The sequence below is a fragment of the Corallococcus macrosporus DSM 14697 genome (assembly GCF_002305895.1).
Classification (GTDB): domain Bacteria; phylum Myxococcota; class Myxococcia; order Myxococcales; family Myxococcaceae; genus Myxococcus; species Myxococcus macrosporus.
This window is the reverse complement of record NZ_CP022203.1, coordinates 6836855-6854643: the sequence shown is the minus strand read 5'-3', so window position 1 is coordinate 6854643 and position 17789 is coordinate 6836855. Positions and strand designations below refer to the sequence as shown.

The following is a 17789-nucleotide window of genomic DNA, read 5'->3' as shown; positions in this document are numbered from 1 at the left end:
CCGTGGAGGACACCGCGGGACGGTGGGCATGCGGGAAGGCGCGGACAAGCGCCGCCAGGGCGGGCTCCGACCGCCGGACCGGCCCGTGTCGCCTGAAGGCCCTTCGCGCGTCTGGCGGCCGTGCGTCCGCTAGGAGCGTGTTGGAGTAACGGCAAGAACCTACTTGAGGCGTAGGCAAGGGCGTGATGCGCTTGCCTACGCATGAGCAAGGTCTTCCGCCCCTACGCACCCGAGCAGTCGGAGTTGCTGCCGCCCTCGCCCCGAGACTGGCTGCCGGCCGGGCACCTGGCGTACTTCATCCTGGACACGGTGGCGGAGCTGAACCTCAGGCCGCTGCTGGCCCGGTATGAGCGGGAGCTGCGTGGCTATCCGCCGCACCACCCGCGGATGATGGTGGGGCTGCTGCTGTACGCCTACTGCGTGGGAGTGGCCTCCTCGCGCAGGATTGAGAAGAAGACGTACGAGGACGTCGCCTTCCGAGTCATCGCCGCGGGGCAGCACCCGGACCACACCTGCGTGAGCGAGTTCCGTCGCCAGCACCTGGACGTGCTGGCGGGACTTTTCGTGCAGGTGCTGGCGCTGTGCCAGAAGGCGGGGCTGGTGAAGCTGGGGCACGTGGCGCTGGACGGCACGAAGCTGAAGGCGAATGCCAGCAAGCACAAGGCGATGAGCTACGAGCGCATGCAGCAGCGCGAGAAGGAGTTGGCCGAGAAGGTGGCCGCGCTGCTGAAGGCGGCCGAGGAGGCGGACGCGGCGGAGGACCGACTCTACGGCAAGCTGAGGCGAGGCGACGAGTTGCCGAAGGAGTTGCAGCGGGCCGAGACGCGGCTGGCGAAAATCCGCGAGGCCAAGGCGGAGCTGGAGGCGGAAGCCCGGGCCGCCCATGAGGCGCAAGAGGCCCAGAAGAAGAAGGACTCGGACGACGAGCCGCCGTCTGGGCCGACGCCCCTGCCCGAGCACCGGGTGCCTACCGAGAAGGACGGCAAGCCCACCCCCAAGGCCCAGCGCAACTTCACCGACCCGGAGAGCCGAATCCAGAAGACGAAGGACGGTTTCATTCAGGGCTTCAACGCGCAGGCGGCCGTGGACGAGGCGCACCAAATCATCGTGGCGCAGGCGCTTACCAACCAGCCGCCGGATGTCGAGCACTTGCTGCCGCTGCTGGAGCAGGTGGTGGAGAACTGCGGCGAGGTGCCCGGGGCGGTGACAGCCGACAGCGGCTACTTCTCCGAGCAGAACGTGGTGCGTGCGGCGAGCATGGGCGTCGACGCGTACATCGCCACCGGCCGACTCAAGCATGGGGTGCAGCCCCCGCCAGTGCGGGGGCGGAGGCCTCGAGACTTGAGCCTCAAGCAGTGGATGGCGCGCCGGCTGAGGACGAAAAAGGGCCGCCAGGTGTACGCCCGGCGCAAGGTGGCGGCCGAGCCGCCCTTCGGCCAAATCAAGCAGGGGCGAGGCTTCCGGCAACTGCTGCTGCGCGGGCTGGAGAAGGCGCGCGGCGAGTGGGCGCTCATCTGTCTCACCCACAACCTCCGCAAGCTGCACGGCGCGATGGGGGCCACGTAGCAGGAGGGGCGTCCGCCCGCGAAGGGCGGACGTGGAACGAACATTCCTTCCACGGGCGCCCCCTGCCGGGAGAGGGGCAGGCGGCCCATATGCTGCAGGGCGCACGTCACCCGGCCCCTTGCCCCTTACAGCAACACGCTCCTAGGGCGCGCTTGAAGCGGCGAGGAACGCCTTCAGCTCGGGCAGCACGCGCTCCGGGTGCTCCTGATGGGGGCTGTGGCCCGCGTCCAGGCGCAGCAGCCGGGCGAGGGGAAGCCGCCGCGCCGCCTGCTCCGCAGTGGAGACGGGCAGGGTGTCGTCCCGTTCGCCCCAGACGAGCAGCGCCGGCGCCGTCACGGAGCCGAGCCGGCCGGCGCGGTGGAAGACGGGGCCGGCCAGCGGGGCCAGCAGGTTGAAGGCCCGCGCGGCCTCGGCGCGGCTGTCCGGGCGCGAGAGCAACTCGTACGCCAAGGCGCCCAGCCGCTCACCCAGCGGCGTCCGGGGCGGCGGCATCATCCGGGCCCAGGCCCAGGGGCCCAGCGAGCGTGCCAGCCGCTCCGGGCCCGCGTGGAAGAAGAGCCGGGCCTTGGGCGCCATCTCCGGGCCCAGGCCCATGGCGTCCACCAGGGCCAGCCGCTCCACGGGCACCCGACCACGCAGCGCGAGCTCCAGCGCCACCAGCCCGCCCAGCGAGTGGCCCACCACCATCACCGGCCCCGGGGCGAGCCGGGCCAGCAGCGACTCCACGGGCGCGGTGAAGAAGGCCGCCGCGTCCTCGGCGGTGGCCAGCGGGCCGTCCGGAGCGGACGACATGCCGAAGCCCGGCAGGTCCACGGCCAGCACGCGGTGCCCCCGGGCGAGCACCGTCAGGTAGGTGAACCACTGGGAGGCGGCGCCGCCACGCCCGTGGAGCAGCACCACCGTGGGGCCGGCGCCCGCCTCCAGCACCCGCAGGGCCCCGCCGTCCGGCAGCCAGTGAACCTTCGCGACCACCGCCGGGGCCAACTGGGCCAGCAGCGCGGCCTCCACCGGCCCCACCGCGGGGGCCTTCACGCCGCCTCCGGACACGCCGCCGTCCGCCGGGAGTGGAACAGGGGTTGGCGCGGTGGCTGTGAGTGGTACATGGGGAGGACACTCCAGGAGGGGCGGACGGACGGGCAACTTACTGGAATGCGCGGCCCTCTGCGGTGTTGAGCCGGATACCCTGTAAACCCTAGGCTGCCCGCCGCCAGTCCGACACGAGGCGACATGAACACCGACATTCGCGCGCTCACCGAACGCGTGCAGCAGGAAAGCAGCTTCGTCGAGGTCCTCAACCAGGAAACCAGCAAGGTCATCGTCGGGCAGCGCTACATGCTGGAGCGCATCCTCATTGGCCTGCTGTGCAACGGGCACGTGCTGCTGGAGGGCGTGCCCGGCCTCGCCAAGACGCTCACGGTGCGCACCGTCGCTGACTCGCTCAGCGCCACCTTCATGCGCATCCAGTTCACCCCGGACCTGCTGCCCGCGGACGTGGTGGGCACCATGATCTACAACCAGCAGGCGGCGAACTTCACCGTCCGCAAGGGCCCCATCTTCGCCAACATCGTGCTCGCGGACGAAATCAACCGCGCCCCCGCGAAGGTGCAGTCCGCGCTCCTGGAGGCCATGGCCGAGCGCCAGGTCACCATCGGCGACCAGTCCTTCCCGCTGCCCTCGCCCTTCCTGGTGCTGGCCACGCAGAACCCCATTGAACAGGAAGGCACCTACCCGCTGCCCGAGGCGCAGGTGGACCGCTTCATGCTCAAGGTGAAGGTGGGCTACCCCACGCGTGATGAAGAGAAGGTCATCATGGACCGGATGTCCGGCGGCTCCTCGCCGCGCGCCCAGCGGGTCATCGACCTGCAGCACCTGGTCCGCGCGCGCGAGCTCGTCCAGCACATCTACATGGACGAGAAGGTGAAGGACTACATCCTCAACGTGGTGTTCGCCACGCGCGAGCCCTCCAAGTACGGCCTCAAGGACCTGGCGGACTACATCCAGTTCGGCGCCTCGCCGCGCGCCACCATCGCGCTGGCCCAGGCGGCGCGCGCGCACGCCTTCCTGCGCCACCGCGGCTTCGTCACCCCGGAAGACGTGAAGGCCATTGCCTTCGACGTGCTCCGCCACCGCGTCGCCATGACGTACGAGGCGGAGGCCGAGGACCTCACGCCGGAGAAGATCATCCAGCGCGTGTTCGACCGCGTCGAAGTCCCCTGACCCTCACCTCCCGAGCCCGCCAGGCGCCCCGTGCTTCCCAAGGACCTCATCCGCCGCATCCGCAAGCTGGAGATTCGCACCCGCAAGGTGGTCTCCGACATGCTCGCTGGCCAGTACCACTCGGTCTTCAAGGGCCGGGGCATGGCCTTCTCCGAGGTGCGCCAGTACCAGCCCGGTGACGAGATTCGCATCATCGACTGGAACGTCACCGCGCGCATGGACGAGGCCTACGTCAAGGTCTTCACCGAGGAGCGCGAGCTGACGGTGATGCTGGTGGTGGACGTCTCCGCGTCGAAGGAGTTCGGCTCGCGCGAGCGCACCAAGTCGGAGATCGCCGCGGAGGTGGCGGCGCAGATTGCGTTCAGCGCCATCGCCAACAACGACCGGGTGGGGCTCATCCTCTTCTCGGACCGGGTGGAGAAGGTGGTGCCGCCGCGCAAGGGCCGCACGCACGTGCTGCGCCTGGTGAGCGACATCCTCACGTTCAAGCCGCGGGGGCAGGGCACGGACCTGGCCGCGGGGCTCAACTACCTGACGCAGGTGGCGAAGCGGAAGGCGGTGACCTTCCTCATCTCCGACTTCCAGGCGCGCGACTACGAGAAGCCGCTGCGGCTGGTGGGCCGCAAGCACGACCTGGTGCCGGTGGTGGTGGCGGACCCGTTGGAGGAGGCCTTCCCCCGGCTGGGCCTGGTGGACATGGAGGACCCGGAGACGGGCGAGCGCTTCGTCGTCGACACCAGCGACCCGCGCGTGCGGGGCCGCTTCGCCCGGGCCATGCAGGCCGCGCGGGACGAGCGGCGCAAGCTGTTCAAGAAGCTGGAGCTGGACCACGTGGAGCTGCGCGCGGGGGATGACCACGGCAAGTCGCTGGCGAACTTCTTCCGCGCGCGGGCCCGGAGGATGGCGGCATGAGGCGGCGCATCCCCCTGTTGGCGGTGTGGCTCGTGGCGGCGGCGCCGGTGGTGTCGGCGCCGGCGTGGGCGCAGGCTCCTGCCGCCGCGCCGGCTCCGGCGGCCGCCACGACGGAGCAGGTCGAACCCCAGCACCTGTCCGTGCGCGTGGAGCCGCAGCAGGTCCGCATCGGTGACCCCTTCGTCTACGAGGTGGTCCTCACCCACCCGAAGGACCACCGCTACGAGCTGAAGGTGCCCCAGGAGACGGGGGACTTCGAGTTCCTGGACCAGACGCGCCAGCGCCAGGACGGGCCGGAGTCGGCCACCACCACGTTCCGGGTGCGGATGTCCGCCTTCGCGCTGGGCGCGGTGACGGCGCCCGCGCTGTCCTTCGACGTGGCCACACCCCAGGGGCCCCGGGCCTTCTCCGTGCCGGGCCGCGAGGTGGACGTGGCGTCCACGCTGCCGGAGGACGCGGACGGGAAGGGCGCGGACCTCTTCGACTACAAGCCGCCGGAGGAGGTGCCCATCCGTTCGTGGCGCCTGGTGCTCACGGTGCTGGGCGTGCTGGCCGCGGCGCTGCTGGCGTGGGCGCTCTTCCGCTGGTGGAGGAACCGGCCCAGGCACGTGGAGGTGGTGCCGCGGCTCCCCCTGGACGTGCGCACCCGCCAGGCGCTGGACGCGCTGAAGGCGGAGGACCTGCCCGCGCGCGGCCAGGTGAAGGACTTCTACTTCCGGCTCTCCGAAATCGTCCGCGGCTATCTGGGCGAGCGCTACGGCTTCGAGGCGCTGGAGTGCACCAGCTCCGAGCTGATGACGTCGCTGCGGCGCATGTCCACGCCGGGCCTGCCGGAGGACAAGCTGATGCGCTTCGTGTCCGAGTCGGACATGGTGAAGTACGCCCGCGCGGACGCCTCCGCCGACGCCTGCCGCGACGCGCTGGCCTTCGGCTACTCGCTCATCGACACGACGTACGTTCCGCCACCGCCGCCCCAGGCTTCCGACAATGCCGCCGCTCCCCGCGTTCAATAACCCCGAGGCGCTCTGGGGGCTGCTGCTCGTGCCGCTGCTGCTCTGGCAGGCGTGGCGGGAGCGGCGCGCCCGCGCCACGCTGCGCTTCTCCGCGGCGCACGTCTTCGCCCGGGGGGGCCGGGGCCTGCGCACCTACCTGCTGCCGCTGCTCCCCCTGCTGCGCGCGGCGGCGGTGACGGCGGCGGTGCTGGCCATCGCCCGGCCGCAGGTGCGCGACTCGCGCGTGCGGGACTTGTCGGTGGAGGGCATCGACATCGTGGTGGCGCTGGACCTGTCCACGTCGATGGAGGCCGGTGACTTCCGCCCGCAGAACCGCATGCACGTCGCCAAGGAAGTGCTGAGCGAGTTCATCGCCAACCGGGTGAATGACCGCATCGGCCTGGTGGTGTTCGCGGGCGCGGCCTACACGCAGGCGCCGCTGACGCTGGACTACGGCGTGCTGAAGGAAGTGGTGAAGCAGCTGCGCACGCGCGTGCTGGAGGACGGCACGGCCATTGGTGACGCGCTGGCCACGTCGCTCAACCGCCTGCGCGACTCGGAGGCGAAGAGCCGGGTGGTGGTGCTCATCACCGACGGCGACAACAACTCCGGGAAGATTTCGCCCATGGACGCGGCCAACATGGCCCAGGCGCTGCGGGTGCCCATCTACACGATCCTGGTGGGCAAGGGCGGCAAGGTGCCCTTCCCGCAGGGCACGGACCTGTTCGGCAACACCGTGTGGCGCGACACGGAGATTCCCATCAACCCGGAGCTGATGCAGGACATCGCGGACCGCACCGGCGGCGAGTACTACCGCGCCACGGACCCCGAGCAGCTCCGTGAGGGCCTCCAGAAGGTGCTGGACTCGCTGGAGCGCTCCAAGCTGATGGAGGGCGGCGCCAGCGCCACCTACCGCGAGGAGTTCCATCCCTTCCTCCTGGCCGCCTTCGGCCTCGCCGCGCTGGAGCTGCTCCTGCGCGCCTCCTTCCTGAGGGTCTTCCCGTGACGCCCGTGGAACCCTGGCGCTTCACCGTGCTCGGTTACCAGGCGGGGCTGGCGCAGCCCCTCTTCCTGCTGCTGGTGCTGGTGGGGCTGACGCTGGGCCTGCTGGCGCTGGTGGGGGCGCTGCGGCGCCGCTCGCGCGTGCGGGCGCTCCTGCATGAGCGTCACGCGGAGCGCTTCACGCCGGGCGTGTCGGTGTGGCGTCCGGCCGCGCAGAGCGGGCTGTATGGCCTAGGGCTGGCGCTCTTCGGCTTCGCGCTGGCGCAGCCGCAGTGTGGCACCAGGAGCGAGCTGACGAAGCGGCGCGGCATCGACGTGGTGGTGGCGCTGGACGCCTCCAAGTCCATGTTCGCGCGGGACGTGCAGCCCAGCCGGCTGGAGCGCGCCAAGCTGGAGCTGACCACGCTGCTGGACGAGCTGAAGGGTGACCGCGTGGGCCTCGTGGTGTTCGCGGGGGATGCGTTCATCCAGTCGCCGCTGACGTCGGACTACTCGGCGGTGAAGCTGTTTTTGCGCGCGGTGGACCCGGAGGTGATGCCCCAGGGCGGCACCAACGTGGGCGCGGCGCTGCGGTTGGCGAAGCAGGTGCTGGACAACGCGGACCGCGGCTCGAAGGAGCGCGTGGTGGTGCTGCTGACGGACGGCGAGGACCTGGTGGGCGACGTGGGCGAGGCCACCGAGTCGTTGAAGGACGCGGGCGTGCAGGTGCTGGCGGTGGGCGTGGGCTCGGAGTCCGGTGAGCCCATCCCCGTCTTCGACCGGCGCGGCGCGTTCGTGGACTACAAGAAGGACGCCGCCGGGGAGACGGTGATTACGCGCCTGGACCGGGCGGGGCTGACGGCCATCGCCGAGGCCACCGGGGGCACCTTCTACTTCCAGCCTCGCGGCGTGGCCATGTCGCAGGTGGTGGAGCGCATCGACCAGATGCAGAAGAGCGAGCTGGAGAGCCGGGTGACGGTCCGCTACGACGAGCGCTTCCAGTCGTACGCCATTCCGGGGCTGGCCCTGCTGGCGCTGGGCATGTTGTTGCTGCCGTCGTCGCGCCGGAGGTCGTCGCCATGAGCGCCGCGAAGACGCGCGCGGCGCGGTGGGTGGCGTGGGGGCTGGTGGCGACGCTGGCGCTGCCCTCGCCCGTGTGGGCCGCCGGGCCGCTGGAGCGGGACCACCCGCTGGTGGAGCAGGGCCGCGAGGCGTACACCGCGGGCCGCTTCGAGGAGGCGCTGGAGGCCTTCGAGGCCGCGAAGAAGGAGCGCCCCAACGACGTGGTGTTGGACTTCAACCGCGCGGACGCGCTGGCCAAGCTGGGCCGGGTCGCGGATGCGAAGGCGCTGTTCCAGTCGGTGACGGAGTCCAACCGCGCCGACCTGCGCCAGAAGGCCTGGTACAACCTGGGCAACCTGCACGCGACCACGGGCGACCGGCAGGAGGCGCTGAAGGCCTACCGGCGCGCGCTCACGTTGGACCCGCAGGACGTGCAGGCCCGCCACAACTACGAGGTGGTGCTGCGCAACCTGCCGCCGCCCCAGGACAAGGGCCAGGACGGCGGCACGGACGGTGGCCACGACGGCGGCAGTGACGGTGGACGTCCGGACGCCGGTGAGGACGGCGGCACGAAGGGCGACGGCGGCACGCCCCAGGATGGCGGCATGGACGGCGGCGCGGACGGTGGCGCCGACGGCGGCGCGGACGGTGGCGCCAGCGACGGCGGCATGGACGGCGGTGCTGACGGCGGCGACGGTGATGGTGGCAGCGACGGCGGCTCCGACGGCGGCGCGGATGGGGGTGACCAGGGCCCGCCGGACAAGGGCGACGGGGGCGCGGACGGCGGCGCGGATGGTGGACAGGACGACGGAGAGGGCGAGCCCCAGGACGGTGGCAGTGACGGCGGCAGCGCGGGAGAAGAAGACTCGGAGGAGTCCGAGGCGGACGGCGGCTCCAGCGAGTCGGAACTGGATCGGCAGGAGGCGGAGCGCCTGCTGGACGCGATGAAGCAGAACGAGAAGAACCTCCAGCTCTGGCGGTTCCAGCAGAAGAAGAAGCAGAGGAAGCCGAATGAGAAGGACTGGTAGCGCCCTCGGCGTGGTGTTCGCCGTGTTCGCCCTGCTGGCCACCGCGCCGGCGTGGGCGGCCTCGGACGACCTCGATTTCTACCAGACGGCGGACCGCACGGAGGTGGGCACCGAGGACACCTTCCGCCTCACGGTGGTCGTGGTGGACGCGCCCCCCAACGCGCGGGTGAAGCTGCCGGAGTCGGAGGACTTCGCCATCCTCTCCCGCTCGCACAGCAGCCAGCGCGCCATCTCCCTGTCCGGCGGCCCCGCCGTCATCCAGGACGTCACGCGGCACGTGCTGGTGATGCAGGCCACGCGCGCGGGGCGGCTCAAGATTCCGCCGTCGCAAATCACGGTGCGCGGCAAGACGTACCGCACCCAGCCCGTGGAGATGACGGTGAGGCCGGGCCGGGTGGGGGGCGCGCCGTCCTCCGCTCAGGCGGGCCGCGGCGGCGGCCGGCAGCCGGACCCCTTCGCCAGCATCCAGTCGCAGATGCAGCAGATGGAGGAGGCCTTCGGCGACATGATGGAGGCGGACCGGCCCACGATTCCGCGGGGCGACTCCGACCTGTTCCTGCGCGCCAGCCTGGACCGGGACACTGTCTACGTGGGCGAGCAGGTGACGCTGTCGCTCTACATCTATTCGCGCGTGGACCTGTCCAGCGTGGACGCCGTCACCATGCCCAAGCTGGAGGGCTTCTGGACCGAGGAGGTGGAGAGCCCCACGCAGCTTTCGGGCGAGCAGCGCGTGGTGGACGGCATCCCGTACCGCGCCTACCTGCTGCGCCGCCGCGCCATCTTCCCGGTGAAGTCCGGCACGCTGTCCATCACCCCCGCGGAGGCGGACATCACCACCGGCTTCCTCTTCGCCGGGCATCGCGTGCACCGGGTGTCCAACGCGCTCAAGGTGAAGGTGAAGCCGCTGCCGCCCGGTGGGCCCCAGGACATGCCCAACGCGCACGTGGGCAACTGGGCGCTGTCCGTGGACGTCTCGCAGACGCAGGTGGAGCTGGGCCAGCCCGTCACGGTGAAGGTCATCCTGGAGGGCGTGGGCAACGTGAAGAACGTCACGCCCCCCGAGCTGAAGGGCCCCGCCGCGCTCAAGATTTATGACCCCACCACGACGGACAAGGTGTCGCCGCGGCGCCACCGCGTGCAGGGCCGGCGGGTGATGGAGTACCTGGTGATGCCGCAGCGCACGGGCCGCTTCACCTTGCCCGCGCTGGAGTTCCCCTACTTCGACCCGCGCGCCCGCAGGTACGAGGTGGCCCGCACCGACCCGGTGACGCTCACGGTGGAGGCGGGCGCGGGCGGCGCGTCGTCCATCGCCTCGTCGTCGCAAGGCTCGTCGGACGCGGCCAACGAGCAGAAGAACGTGCTGATGGCGGGCGGCCTGCGGCCGGTGCGCTACCAGGCGCGGTTCGCCGCGCCCGCCATGCCGGTGTGGAAGCGGGGCTTCTTCGTCCCGCTGGTGCTGGCGCCGCTGGGGCTGCTGCTGGGCGTGGCGCTGATTGGCGGCGTGCGCGGGCGGCTGGCGCTGCGCACCGAGGCCGGACGCGGGCGGCAACAGGCGAAGGCCGCGCGCAAGCGCCTGGCGGACGCGGAGAAGCTTCAGTCTGGCGCGGACGTGGGCGCCTTCTACGGCGAGGTGGAGAAGGCGCTGCACGGTTTCCTGGAGGCGCGGCTGGGCATGCCCGTGGTGGGCCTCACGCGTGAGGCGCTCGCCGAGCGGCTGACGGTGGCCGGCGCGGACGAGGAGCGGCGCGCCAAGGTGCTCTTCGTGCTGGAGGCGTGCGACTTCGGCCGCTACGGCGGCGGAGGAGACCCGGCCGAGCGTCAGAAGGTGATGGATGCCGCGGCGGCGGCCATGGAGGGCTGGGCGTGAGCGGCTACTACACGCCGGACGAGGCGCAGGACATCTTCCTCAAGGCCAACGAGGCCTACGCGCGCGAGGACTACGCGGCGGCCAAGGCGGGCTACGAGAAGCTGCTGTCGAACGGCCAGGGGGGCCCCGACGTGCTCTACAACCTGGGCACCACCCACCTGGCGCAGGGCGACCTGGGCCGCGCGGTGCTGGCCCTGGAGCAGGCGCGGAAGGAAGGGGGCCAGGCGCCGGATCTGGAGGCCAACCTCGCCGTGGCCCGGGCGCGGCAGGTGGACAAGGTGGTGGGCGCCACGGCGGAGGATGCCTTCCTGCCGCGCGTGGCCGCGGCCACGGACGGCCAGGTGGTGGCGTGGACGTTCCTGGGCACGTGGGTGGCGGCCTTCGCCCTGGTGCTGCTGTGGCGCTTGCTGGGGCCGGGGCGCAGGACGGCGGTGGGCGTGCTCGCGGTCCTGCTCTTCGCGGTGGCGGTGCCCTCCGGGCTCCTGGTGGCCACGCACGCCTACGTGGGAGCCACGGTGCACGAGGCCGTGGTGCTGGCCCCCACGCTGGTGGCGCGCGAGCTGCCCCAGCCCGGCGCCCGCTCCATCTTCGAGGTGCACGCCGGCCTCAAGGTGCGCCTGCTGGAGGAGACGGGCCGCTTCGTCCGCATCCGGCTGCCCAATGGCCTGGAAGGCTGGGCGGAACGGGACGGCGTGGCTGAAATCTGAGCGAAAGCAGCGGGATAGGGTCGCGGAAGACTGGAAATGTCTGTCATCCGGAGCGTAGAGTCTTCCGGAGGGATGGTGGGTATTGCCAGGAGGTCGTGGCCCTGTGTTTTCGGTCGAGGCACTCGTCGGCAAGAACCGGCTGGTCATCCGCCTCTGGGGTGTCGTCACGGAGGAGGAGGCGCTCCAGATTGGCGATGCCTCGCTGCGCGAGCTCGAGCGGCTCCGGCCAGGCTTCGACATCCTGTCCGACTTGACGGGCGTGACGGAGCTGCCGGAGTCGGGCTCCGGGCAGATTGAGCGCGTCGTCGAAGCGGCCCGGGTGCGCGGCTTCCGCCGGGTGGTGCGTGTGGTGGGGCGCTCCGTCGTGGCGGCGGTGCGGTTCCAGCGCAGCAGCCGGAACGTGGGCCACGAGGCGTACCTGGCCTTCTCGCTCGAAGAGGCGGAGCGCTTGTTGGAGGGCGGCTGGCCGTGAGCCGGCCTGCGGGATTGGAGGGCGGGTCCTTGTCCACCCTGGCTAATCAGGAGGCGGGAGGGCGCGGGGCGGCAGCCATTGGCGGAAAGGAAGGCATCCGGCGCGTGCCTGACTTACGTAAGCGGGAGACGGGTGACATTGCACAATCCGTTGCATCCTCCCTGGTGCGGCCCTGCCCCGGAGGGCTATACCGCGCGCGGCGGGTGGCATTGGCAGCGGGGGTGCGGCAAGGCCCGCGAACAGTTCCGCAGTGGCTTCGTGTCGCGTCCGGAGAACCATGGCTGGCGATTCCCAGGCACCCTTCCACATCCTGCTCGTCGAGGATGAGCCGGTCATCCGGGAGCTGGTGCGCTCCATGTTGAGCGACGGCACCGTCGAGGTGGTGTGCGCGGCCACGGGGCTGGAGGGCCTGAAGCTGGCCAGGAGCCACCCGTTCCAGCTCATCCTGATGGACGTGGTGCTGCCGCAGCTCGACGGCATCTCCGTGTGCCGCATCCTCAAGAGCGACCCGGCCACCGCCGAGGTGCCTCTCTACATGCTCACGGCGAAGGCGAAGCGCTCCGACATGGAGAGCGCGACGCAGGCGGGGGCGGATGGCTACATCCACAAGCCCTTCCGGGGCGCCGAGCTGATGGCGCTGGTGGAGCGGCTGCGCGAAGCGGGGCCGAAGCCGGAGCAGCCCTGAGGCGGGCGGGCTTCAGGGCAGGCGCGGGTGGAGGTAGCGCGCCAGGGCGATGAGGTCGTCCCAGTCCAGCTCGCCGAACTCCAGCGCCACGCCGTCCACCTCGCGGCGGCGAATCTGGCAGGTGGTGAGGATTTCCCGGTCCCCGGGCAGCGGCACCGCGATGGTGAGCTCGCGCGCGGTGTCGGACGGGTGGGCCATCAGGAACAGGCCCGCCATGGAGACGTCCCGGGCGCGGACCATCACCGAGCGCCCCTTGAGGAGGACCTTCACGGGGAGGTTGGCGTCGATGCGCGGGTGATAGCGCTCGGCAATCTGGGGGCCGCCATCGGTCGTCCTCACCGGGGTTTCTCCTCTTCTCCGTACGACAGGGTGCGACAACTCTGAGGCAGTCTGGAGCGGACGCAAGTTTCCAGCCGGAGGCGCCGTCCCGTCCGCCGGACGCTCCTCCCGGCTGGCGGAGCGCCTCCAGGCCTTCCATCCCGGCCTGACGCCTGGAATTGCTGGGGTTTATCCCTGGCACGCCGGCTGAACTGGGGCCGGGCAACTCTCCGCAGGAGGCTGCCCGTGTCCAATGACAGTCGGATTCCCACCCTCACCATCACCCAGACGGTTCCGCGGCAGACGCCGCAGAACGAATTCGGCGCGGTGCTGGCGCGCGCGGCGCACGAGGTGGTGCGCTCGGGCGCGGGCCTGGTGGGCGGCATGATTCCGGCGGGCCCCATCTTCAGCGCGGCCGTCTCCAGCGCGAAGACGGTGGTGTCGGCGGTGGCGACCAAGGCGTCCCCGGCGGGGATTCCCGCCTCGGCGGAGACAGGAGGGGCGGCGGGCGCGGGGGCCGCGGCGGGCAACCAGGACGCCTGGGATTTGCTGGAGGCGCAGAAGGTGCTCACCGCGGAGGGCCAGAAGTTCAACATGGCCTACCTGCAGCTCCAGAACGAGATGCAGAAGGAGAGCCGCGAGCACAACGCGGTCTCCAACATCATGAAGGTCCGCCACGACTCCGCGAAGGCGGCCATCAACAACATCCGCTGAGGAGCGACAGCAGCCATGGCCATGGACACGTTGGGGCCGGTGGGGGGCGCGGGCGCGGCGCCCGCGGTGGAGCCCAGCCGGGAGCGCTTCGGCAAGGTATTGGAGGACGTGAAGGGGCCGGCGAAGGGGGCCGGGGTTCCGGTGGCCACCGAGGGGCCGCCGAAGTCCGCGCCCACGTCGGCGCCGCGCGGTGTCTCCCGGGCGGAGGGCGTGGGGCCCGCGGCGCCGGGCCGCGCGGACGTGAAGCCGGGCGCCCGTGTGGACTCGGTGCAGGCGGCGCGCGCGCAGCAGGCGGCGCAGGTGCTGGACCGGGTGGGGCAGGCGCAGAAGCGGCTGGACCACATCCTCCACCTGGCGCAGTCCGGCCGCAGCTTCACACCCGCGGAGCTGCTCGCGTTGCAGGCCCATGTCTACCGGGCGAGCCAGGAGCTCGACCTCGCCGGCAAGGTCGTCGAGAAGGCGACTGGCGGCGTGAAGCAGGTCCTCCAGACCCAGGTTTGAGGAGCACCCGATGCGATTTCCCCCCCGTCGCTGTTTCCTTCTCCTTCTGCTCTTGAGTGTCACGGCGTGCCGGGAGCGCATCCAGCATGGCCTGGAGGAGCGGCAGGCCAACGAGCTTCAATCGGTGCTCGTCGAGCGAGGGCTCGACGCGCGCAAGGTCCCCGAGGGAGGCAAGAAGCCCACCTGGTCCATCGAGGTGGCGGATGAGCACGCCTCGGACGCGGTGCGCATCCTGGCGGAGCTCGGACTGCCGAGGCCCCAGGAGGAAGTGGGCTGTGACGTCTTCGGCGGTGGCGGGCTGGTGCGCACGCCGGTGGAGGAGAGCGTCTGCCGGGTGCGGGTGATGGAGCGGAGCCTGGAGAAGACGCTCCAGTCGGTGGAAGGGGTGCTGCTCGCGCGCGTCCACCTGGTGGTGCCCGCGCCGCCGAGGCTGGGGCAGGCGCCGGGGCCGTCGAAGGCGTCCGCCATGCTCCGGGTGGCGCCGGGCAGCGCCGCCCGGGTGCGGCAGTCCTCCGAGACGTTGAAGGTCCTCCTCGCGGGAGGCGTGGAGGGGCTGACGCCGGAGGCCGTGTCGCTGCTCGTGGACGAGGTCTCCTCCCGGGTGGAACCTCCGTCGGGCGGCGGCGTCTCGCCGCTGACCCGGCTGCGTGCCTTGCTGGCGCTGTTGGGCCTCATGGTGACGGGGCTGTCGGTGGCGCTGGTGTGGGTGACGCTCCGGATGCGGCACTACCGCGACCGGCCGGTGGCTCCGGCCGTGCCGCCTGGCCCTGCCCGGCCCGTGTTGTCGCAGGGGCCGGCGCGCAAGGTGGCTTGAGCGCCCCATGGAGAGCGAACGCATGGACGCGACACGCGTGGGGCGCAAGCCCCGTCCGGTCCGCAGCTCCGGCTCTGTCCGGGCCGCCGCGCCGACCGAGGAGGTGCCGCGCCTCGTGGGCCCCCTGCCACTTCCACTGGAGCGCCTCGCGCTCGTCGCGTGGGTGCTGGGGCGGGAGCGGGCGGGGGCGCTGCTGGGAGGCCTGGGCGAAGCGGCGGCGGGGGACGCGCGAGCGCACCTCCAGCGCCTGGCCGCGCTGCCCTCCGCGCAACGTCAGGCCAAGGTCTCAGTGGAGTTCGGCGAGCGGCCCGATGCCGCCGCGCGGCTGAGGCGCCTCATGAGCGAGGCGCCCCCCTTGCTTCGCCAGGAGCTCTTCCGACGTCTTCCCCCGTACCACCGGACCCTGTTTCCCGAAGAGAAGCCGGTGCCACCGCGCGCGGAGGCTCCGCCCGCGCTCGGCGCGCTGGCCGAGCGCCTCATCCGTGAGGCCACGCGCTGAGCCCGTGAGGGGCGCCGTCCCGGCCCTCGTACCCGGCGTCCCGCGAGCGGATGCCGCGCCCACCCAACCCCGCGACTCCACGAGCCTGGCCCCTGGCGGGGGCCCTGCACGGGTGGGGTGCGTCCCGATGCAGCACCGGAGCAATGGATGAACACCCGTATCGAACATGTGCCCCACCGGAAGGTCCGTCCCCTGCGCCGGTTGGGGACGCGCCGGTTGGCCCGCGCGCACCTCGTGCTCGCGGAGCGTCCCCAGGCCGCGGGGCTCGGGCGGCAGGCGTTGCTGGCGGTGGCGGAGGCGCTGACGCGGGAGCTGGGCTGCCCGGTGCGGGCGGAGGCCCGCCTCCTGGACGCCGTCGTTTCGCCTGGGGAGGGGTTGTGCGAGCCCGCCGTCTTCGCGCTGCTGGAGTTGTCCGCGGTGGGTGGCACGGCGGTGCTGGAGCTGGAGCCCGCGCTCGCCTTCATGGGGCTGGAGCGCATCGCGGGGGCGGGGCAGCGCCCCGGCGTCGTCACGGAGCTGGCGCGGCTGGAAGAAGCGACGTTGGCGTATGTCCTGCTCGTCGCGCTGTCCGCGGCGCGGGACTCGGGCGGGGCCTCTTCGTGGCTGGGGCCCCGGCTCGCGGGCGTGACGATGTGCAAGGCGGACGTGGTGTCACGCCTGGAGCCTCGCCAGCCGTTGCTGGGTATCGAGCTGCTGCTCTCCGTGGGCGAGGCGCGGGCGGGCGCCAGGCTGCTGCTGCCGGCGCAGGCCGTCCAGACGATTTTCCAGCCGCTCCCCGTGGAGCGGGCGCCGGACATCGCGGCGGAGGTGCTGGCCGCATCGCTGGAGACCCGCTGCCTCGTGGGGCAGACGCCGCTTCCCGTGAACGCGGTGGACGCGCTGGTGGTGGGGGACGTCGTCGTCTTCGAGGGCGTGCGCAAGCAGGCCGGCCAGCTCCTCGGGCCCGGGCGGCTGGTGACGCGTGGATTCGCGCTCTCGGGGGACTTCCTCGCCGAGGGCTTTTCTCTGACCCGCGCGCAGCGGCGCGCGATTCCCCAGGAGTCGGACATGGTGGCCGTGAACAAGCCGGAGGACGGGATGCCTCCGCTGCCCGTGGACGTGGAGATTGAGCTGACGCGGGTGATGATTCCCTTGTCGGAGCTCGCGGCGCTCAAGCCGGGCGCGCTGTTGCCCCTGCACATCAACGCCAGTGAGCCGGTGGTGTTGCGCGTGGGAGACCGCGCGGTGGCCCGCGCCGAGCTGGTGGAAATCGAGGGCGAGGTCGGTGCCCGCGTCCTGGCGCTGCTGCCGTGAGTCCGCTCATGAATGCACAGCGCTTCGTTCCTTCGCCGCGCTCACGCTTGTTGCTGGCGGGGGCGTTGGTGCTCGCGTTGACCGTCCTGGGGCCTGTGGCGGGAGTGTCCTCCACCGTGGCCGCGCGGTGGCTGCTGGGAGGCGTGGCGCTGGCCGTGCTGGGCTGGTGGCTGCACCGGCGCGGCGGCGCCGTCACGGGCGCACCCGATGCGCCCCGGCTGAACGTCGTGTCGCGGGCGGGGCTGTCCCAGCGGTGCGGCGTGGCGCTCGTGGAGGTGGACGGGCACAGCTACCTGGTGGCCTTTGGTGACGCGTTCGCGGAGATTCGCGAGACGCCCGCGCCGGCTCCGGAGTTCGGCCATGTCCTGGCGCAGGCGCGCCGGCCCATGCCCAGGCCACGCGTCCTCCGAGGCAGGCGGGTGCGGTCATGAGCCGCGGCTTCGTGGGCGTGCTCGTGTTGGTTCCGGCCGTGGCCGCCGCGGCGGAGAGCTCGCTGGCTCGGATGTCGTACGCAGGCAGCCCGTTGTCGATGATGGGCATGCTCGCGGTGATGTCGCTGCTGCCGTTCGCGGTGTTGATGCTGACGAGCTTCTCGAAAATCGCCGTCGTGCTGTCGCTGGCCCGCTCGGCCATGGGCACGCAGCAGGCGCCGCCCACCATCGTGTTGACGGGGCTGGCGGCGGTGCTCACCGGCCACATCATGGCGCCGGTGATGGAGCGCATGTACGAAGCGGGGCAGGTGGCCTACACGCAGGTGGCGTCGGGCTCCGGCGCGGAGATGCTCTCCGCCGCGTCCCGCGTGTCGGAGCCGCTGCGGGCCTTCCTTGTCAAACACGGGAGCCCCGAGGAGCGCGCGCGCTTCGTGGACCTGGCGCGTGAGCTGCGGCCGGTGGAGGAGCTGGAGTCGGTGCGGGAGACGGACCTCTTCGTCGTCATCCCGGCCTTCGTCATCACCGAGCTGAAGGAGGCCTTCCAGATTGGCTTCCTCGTCTTCCTCCCGTTCCTCGTGCTGGACATGGTGATTGCCAACGTGTTGCTCGCGCTGGGCATGCAGACGCTGTCACCCAGCCAGGTGAGCCTGCCCTTCAAGATTCTCCTCTTCGTCGCCGTGGATGGCTGGTCGCTGCTCGCGCGGGGCCTCATCCTCGGTTACCGGTGACG

Annotated in this window: 20 protein-coding genes; 18 read left to right on the top strand and 2 right to left on the bottom strand. The window is 71.6% G+C overall.

Translation table 11 applies throughout. The features are described from left to right. Positions 1 to 201: 201 nt before the first annotated feature. Complete coding sequence (locus MYMAC_RS27515; protein ID WP_095957770.1) at positions 202 to 1566, top strand: IS1182 family transposase; 1365 nt, start codon at positions 202 to 204, stop codon at positions 1564 to 1566. 141 nt (positions 1567 to 1707) lie between these two features. Here MYMAC_RS27515 and MYMAC_RS27510 read toward each other — a convergent pair whose 3' ends face one another. Then, a complete protein-coding gene (locus MYMAC_RS27510; RefSeq protein ID WP_095960229.1) occupies positions 1708 to 2598 on the bottom strand; it encodes an alpha/beta fold hydrolase in 891 nt (296 codons plus the stop codon). 195 nt (positions 2599 to 2793) lie between these two features. Here MYMAC_RS27510 and MYMAC_RS27505 point away from each other — a divergent pair, with 195 nt between their 5' ends. The 10 genes from MYMAC_RS27505 to MYMAC_RS27460 all read left to right on the top strand — a co-directional run bounded on the left by MYMAC_RS27505 (position 2794) and on the right by MYMAC_RS27460 (position 12489). Beyond that, positions 2794 to 3783 (top strand): AAA family ATPase, encoded by a 990-nt coding sequence (locus tag MYMAC_RS27505; RefSeq protein WP_013942111.1) that lies wholly within the window; start codon positions 2794 to 2796, stop codon positions 3781 to 3783. A gap of 30 nt (positions 3784 to 3813) precedes the next feature. Beyond that, a complete protein-coding gene (locus MYMAC_RS27500; RefSeq protein ID WP_095960228.1) occupies positions 3814 to 4695 on the top strand; it encodes a DUF58 domain-containing protein in 882 nt (293 codons plus the stop codon). Then, entirely contained in the window at positions 4692 to 5708 is a 1017-nt protein-coding gene (locus MYMAC_RS27495; RefSeq protein ID WP_095960227.1) for a hypothetical protein, read from the top strand. The genes MYMAC_RS27500 and MYMAC_RS27495 overlap by 4 nt, the downstream gene beginning before the upstream one ends. Next, positions 5683 to 6693 carry a vWA domain-containing protein gene (locus MYMAC_RS27490; protein WP_095960226.1) on the top strand — a complete coding sequence of 337 codons (1011 nt, stop codon included), beginning with the start codon at positions 5683 to 5685 and terminating at the stop codon, positions 6691 to 6693. The genes MYMAC_RS27495 and MYMAC_RS27490 overlap by 26 nt, the downstream gene beginning before the upstream one ends. Then, the gene (locus tag MYMAC_RS27485) at positions 6690 to 7751 is read left to right on the top strand and encodes a VWA domain-containing protein (protein ID WP_013942107.1); all 1062 of its coding nucleotides are present in this window, start codon (positions 6690 to 6692) and stop codon (positions 7749 to 7751) included. Before MYMAC_RS27490 ends, MYMAC_RS27485 begins: the two co-directional genes overlap by 4 nt. Further along, positions 7748 to 8758: a tetratricopeptide repeat protein gene (locus MYMAC_RS27480; RefSeq protein WP_013942106.1), complete on the top strand. Its 1011-nt coding sequence runs from the start codon at positions 7748 to 7750 to the stop codon at positions 8756 to 8758. Before MYMAC_RS27485 ends, MYMAC_RS27480 begins: the two co-directional genes overlap by 4 nt. Continuing rightward, entirely contained in the window at positions 8742 to 10625 is a 1884-nt protein-coding gene (locus tag MYMAC_RS27475) for a BatD family protein (protein WP_095960225.1), read from the top strand. The genes MYMAC_RS27480 and MYMAC_RS27475 overlap by 17 nt, the downstream gene beginning before the upstream one ends. Next, the gene (locus tag MYMAC_RS27470; protein WP_095960224.1) at positions 10622 to 11332 is read left to right on the top strand and encodes an SH3 domain-containing protein; all 711 of its coding nucleotides are present in this window, start codon (positions 10622 to 10624) and stop codon (positions 11330 to 11332) included. Before MYMAC_RS27475 ends, MYMAC_RS27470 begins: the two co-directional genes overlap by 4 nt. 103 nt (positions 11333 to 11435) lie before the next feature. Then, positions 11436 to 11804 (top strand): hypothetical protein, encoded by a 369-nt coding sequence (locus tag MYMAC_RS27465; RefSeq protein WP_013942103.1) that lies wholly within the window; start codon positions 11436 to 11438, stop codon positions 11802 to 11804. Positions 11805 to 12081: 277 nt separating this feature from the next. Next, positions 12082 to 12489 (top strand): response regulator, encoded by a 408-nt coding sequence (locus MYMAC_RS27460; protein ID WP_013942102.1) that lies wholly within the window; start codon positions 12082 to 12084, stop codon positions 12487 to 12489. Positions 12490 to 12501: 12 nt separating this feature from the next. Here MYMAC_RS27460 and MYMAC_RS27455 read toward each other — a convergent pair whose 3' ends face one another. Continuing rightward, complete coding sequence (locus MYMAC_RS27455; protein WP_013942101.1) at positions 12502 to 12828, bottom strand: PilZ domain-containing protein; 327 nt, start codon at positions 12826 to 12828, stop codon at positions 12502 to 12504. A 225-nt stretch (positions 12829 to 13053) separates the two neighbouring features. Here MYMAC_RS27455 and MYMAC_RS27450 point away from each other — a divergent pair, with 225 nt between their 5' ends. The 7 genes from MYMAC_RS27450 to sctR all read left to right on the top strand — a co-directional run bounded on the left by MYMAC_RS27450 (position 13054) and on the right by sctR (position 17787). Continuing rightward, positions 13054 to 13521: a hypothetical protein gene (locus tag MYMAC_RS27450; protein ID WP_013942100.1), complete on the top strand. Its 468-nt coding sequence runs from the start codon at positions 13054 to 13056 to the stop codon at positions 13519 to 13521. Between the two features lie 15 nt (positions 13522 to 13536). After that, positions 13537 to 14022: an ATP-dependent helicase HrpB gene (locus MYMAC_RS27445; RefSeq protein ID WP_095960223.1), complete on the top strand. Its 486-nt coding sequence runs from the start codon at positions 13537 to 13539 to the stop codon at positions 14020 to 14022. A gap of 10 nt (positions 14023 to 14032) precedes the next feature. Next, on the top strand, positions 14033 to 14836 hold the full coding sequence (locus tag MYMAC_RS27440; RefSeq protein WP_095960222.1) for a flagellar M-ring protein FliF: 804 nt from the start codon (positions 14033 to 14035) through the stop codon (positions 14834 to 14836). 22 nt (positions 14837 to 14858) lie between these two features. Next, the gene (locus MYMAC_RS27435; RefSeq protein ID WP_239989049.1) at positions 14859 to 15335 is read left to right on the top strand and encodes a hypothetical protein; all 477 of its coding nucleotides are present in this window, start codon (positions 14859 to 14861) and stop codon (positions 15333 to 15335) included. Positions 15336 to 15482: 147 nt separating this feature from the next. Beyond that, a complete protein-coding gene (gene sctQ / locus MYMAC_RS27430; protein WP_239989048.1) occupies positions 15483 to 16628 on the top strand; it encodes a type III secretion system cytoplasmic ring protein SctQ in 1146 nt (381 codons plus the stop codon). Positions 16629 to 16636: 8 nt separating this feature from the next. Continuing rightward, positions 16637 to 17059 (top strand): flagellar biosynthetic protein FliO, encoded by a 423-nt coding sequence (locus MYMAC_RS27425; RefSeq protein ID WP_204816978.1) that lies wholly within the window; start codon positions 16637 to 16639, stop codon positions 17057 to 17059. Beyond that, positions 17056 to 17787, top strand: coding sequence for a type III secretion system export apparatus subunit SctR (gene sctR, locus MYMAC_RS27420; protein WP_013942094.1), 732 nt, complete (start codon positions 17056 to 17058; stop codon positions 17785 to 17787). The genes MYMAC_RS27425 and sctR overlap by 4 nt, the downstream gene beginning before the upstream one ends. Positions 17788 to 17789: the final 2 nt, after the last annotated feature.

Excerpts from the sequence above, each read along its gene's own strand:
- MYMAC_RS27460 (WP_013942102.1), top strand. The coding sequence starts at position 12,082 with ATGGCTGGCGATTCCCAGGCACCCTTCCACATCCTGCTCGTCGAGGAT.
- MYMAC_RS27495 (WP_095960227.1), top strand. The coding sequence starts at position 4,692 with ATGAGGCGGCGCATCCCCCTGTTGGCGGTGTGGCTCGTGGCGGCGGCG.
- sctQ (WP_239989048.1), top strand. The coding sequence starts at position 15,483 with ATGAACACCCGTATCGAACATGTGCCCCACCGGAAGGTCCGTCCCCTG.
- MYMAC_RS27475 (WP_095960225.1), top strand. The coding sequence starts at position 8,742 with ATGAGAAGGACTGGTAGCGCCCTCGGCGTGGTGTTCGCCGTGTTCGCC.
- MYMAC_RS27515 (WP_095957770.1), top strand. The coding sequence starts at position 202 with ATGAGCAAGGTCTTCCGCCCCTACGCACCCGAGCAGTCGGAGTTGCTG.
- sctR (WP_013942094.1), top strand. The coding sequence starts at position 17,056 with ATGAGCCGCGGCTTCGTGGGCGTGCTCGTGTTGGTTCCGGCCGTGGCC.
- MYMAC_RS27440 (WP_095960222.1), top strand. The coding sequence starts at position 14,033 with ATGCGATTTCCCCCCCGTCGCTGTTTCCTTCTCCTTCTGCTCTTGAGT.
- MYMAC_RS27425 (WP_204816978.1), top strand. The coding sequence starts at position 16,637 with ATGAATGCACAGCGCTTCGTTCCTTCGCCGCGCTCACGCTTGTTGCTG.
- MYMAC_RS27435 (WP_239989049.1), top strand. The coding sequence starts at position 14,859 with ATGGACGCGACACGCGTGGGGCGCAAGCCCCGTCCGGTCCGCAGCTCC.
- MYMAC_RS27480 (WP_013942106.1), top strand. The coding sequence starts at position 7,748 with ATGAGCGCCGCGAAGACGCGCGCGGCGCGGTGGGTGGCGTGGGGGCTG.
- MYMAC_RS27490 (WP_095960226.1), top strand. The coding sequence starts at position 5,683 with ATGCCGCCGCTCCCCGCGTTCAATAACCCCGAGGCGCTCTGGGGGCTG.
- MYMAC_RS27445 (WP_095960223.1), top strand. The coding sequence starts at position 13,537 with ATGGCCATGGACACGTTGGGGCCGGTGGGGGGCGCGGGCGCGGCGCCC.
- MYMAC_RS27505 (WP_013942111.1), top strand. The coding sequence starts at position 2,794 with ATGAACACCGACATTCGCGCGCTCACCGAACGCGTGCAGCAGGAAAGC.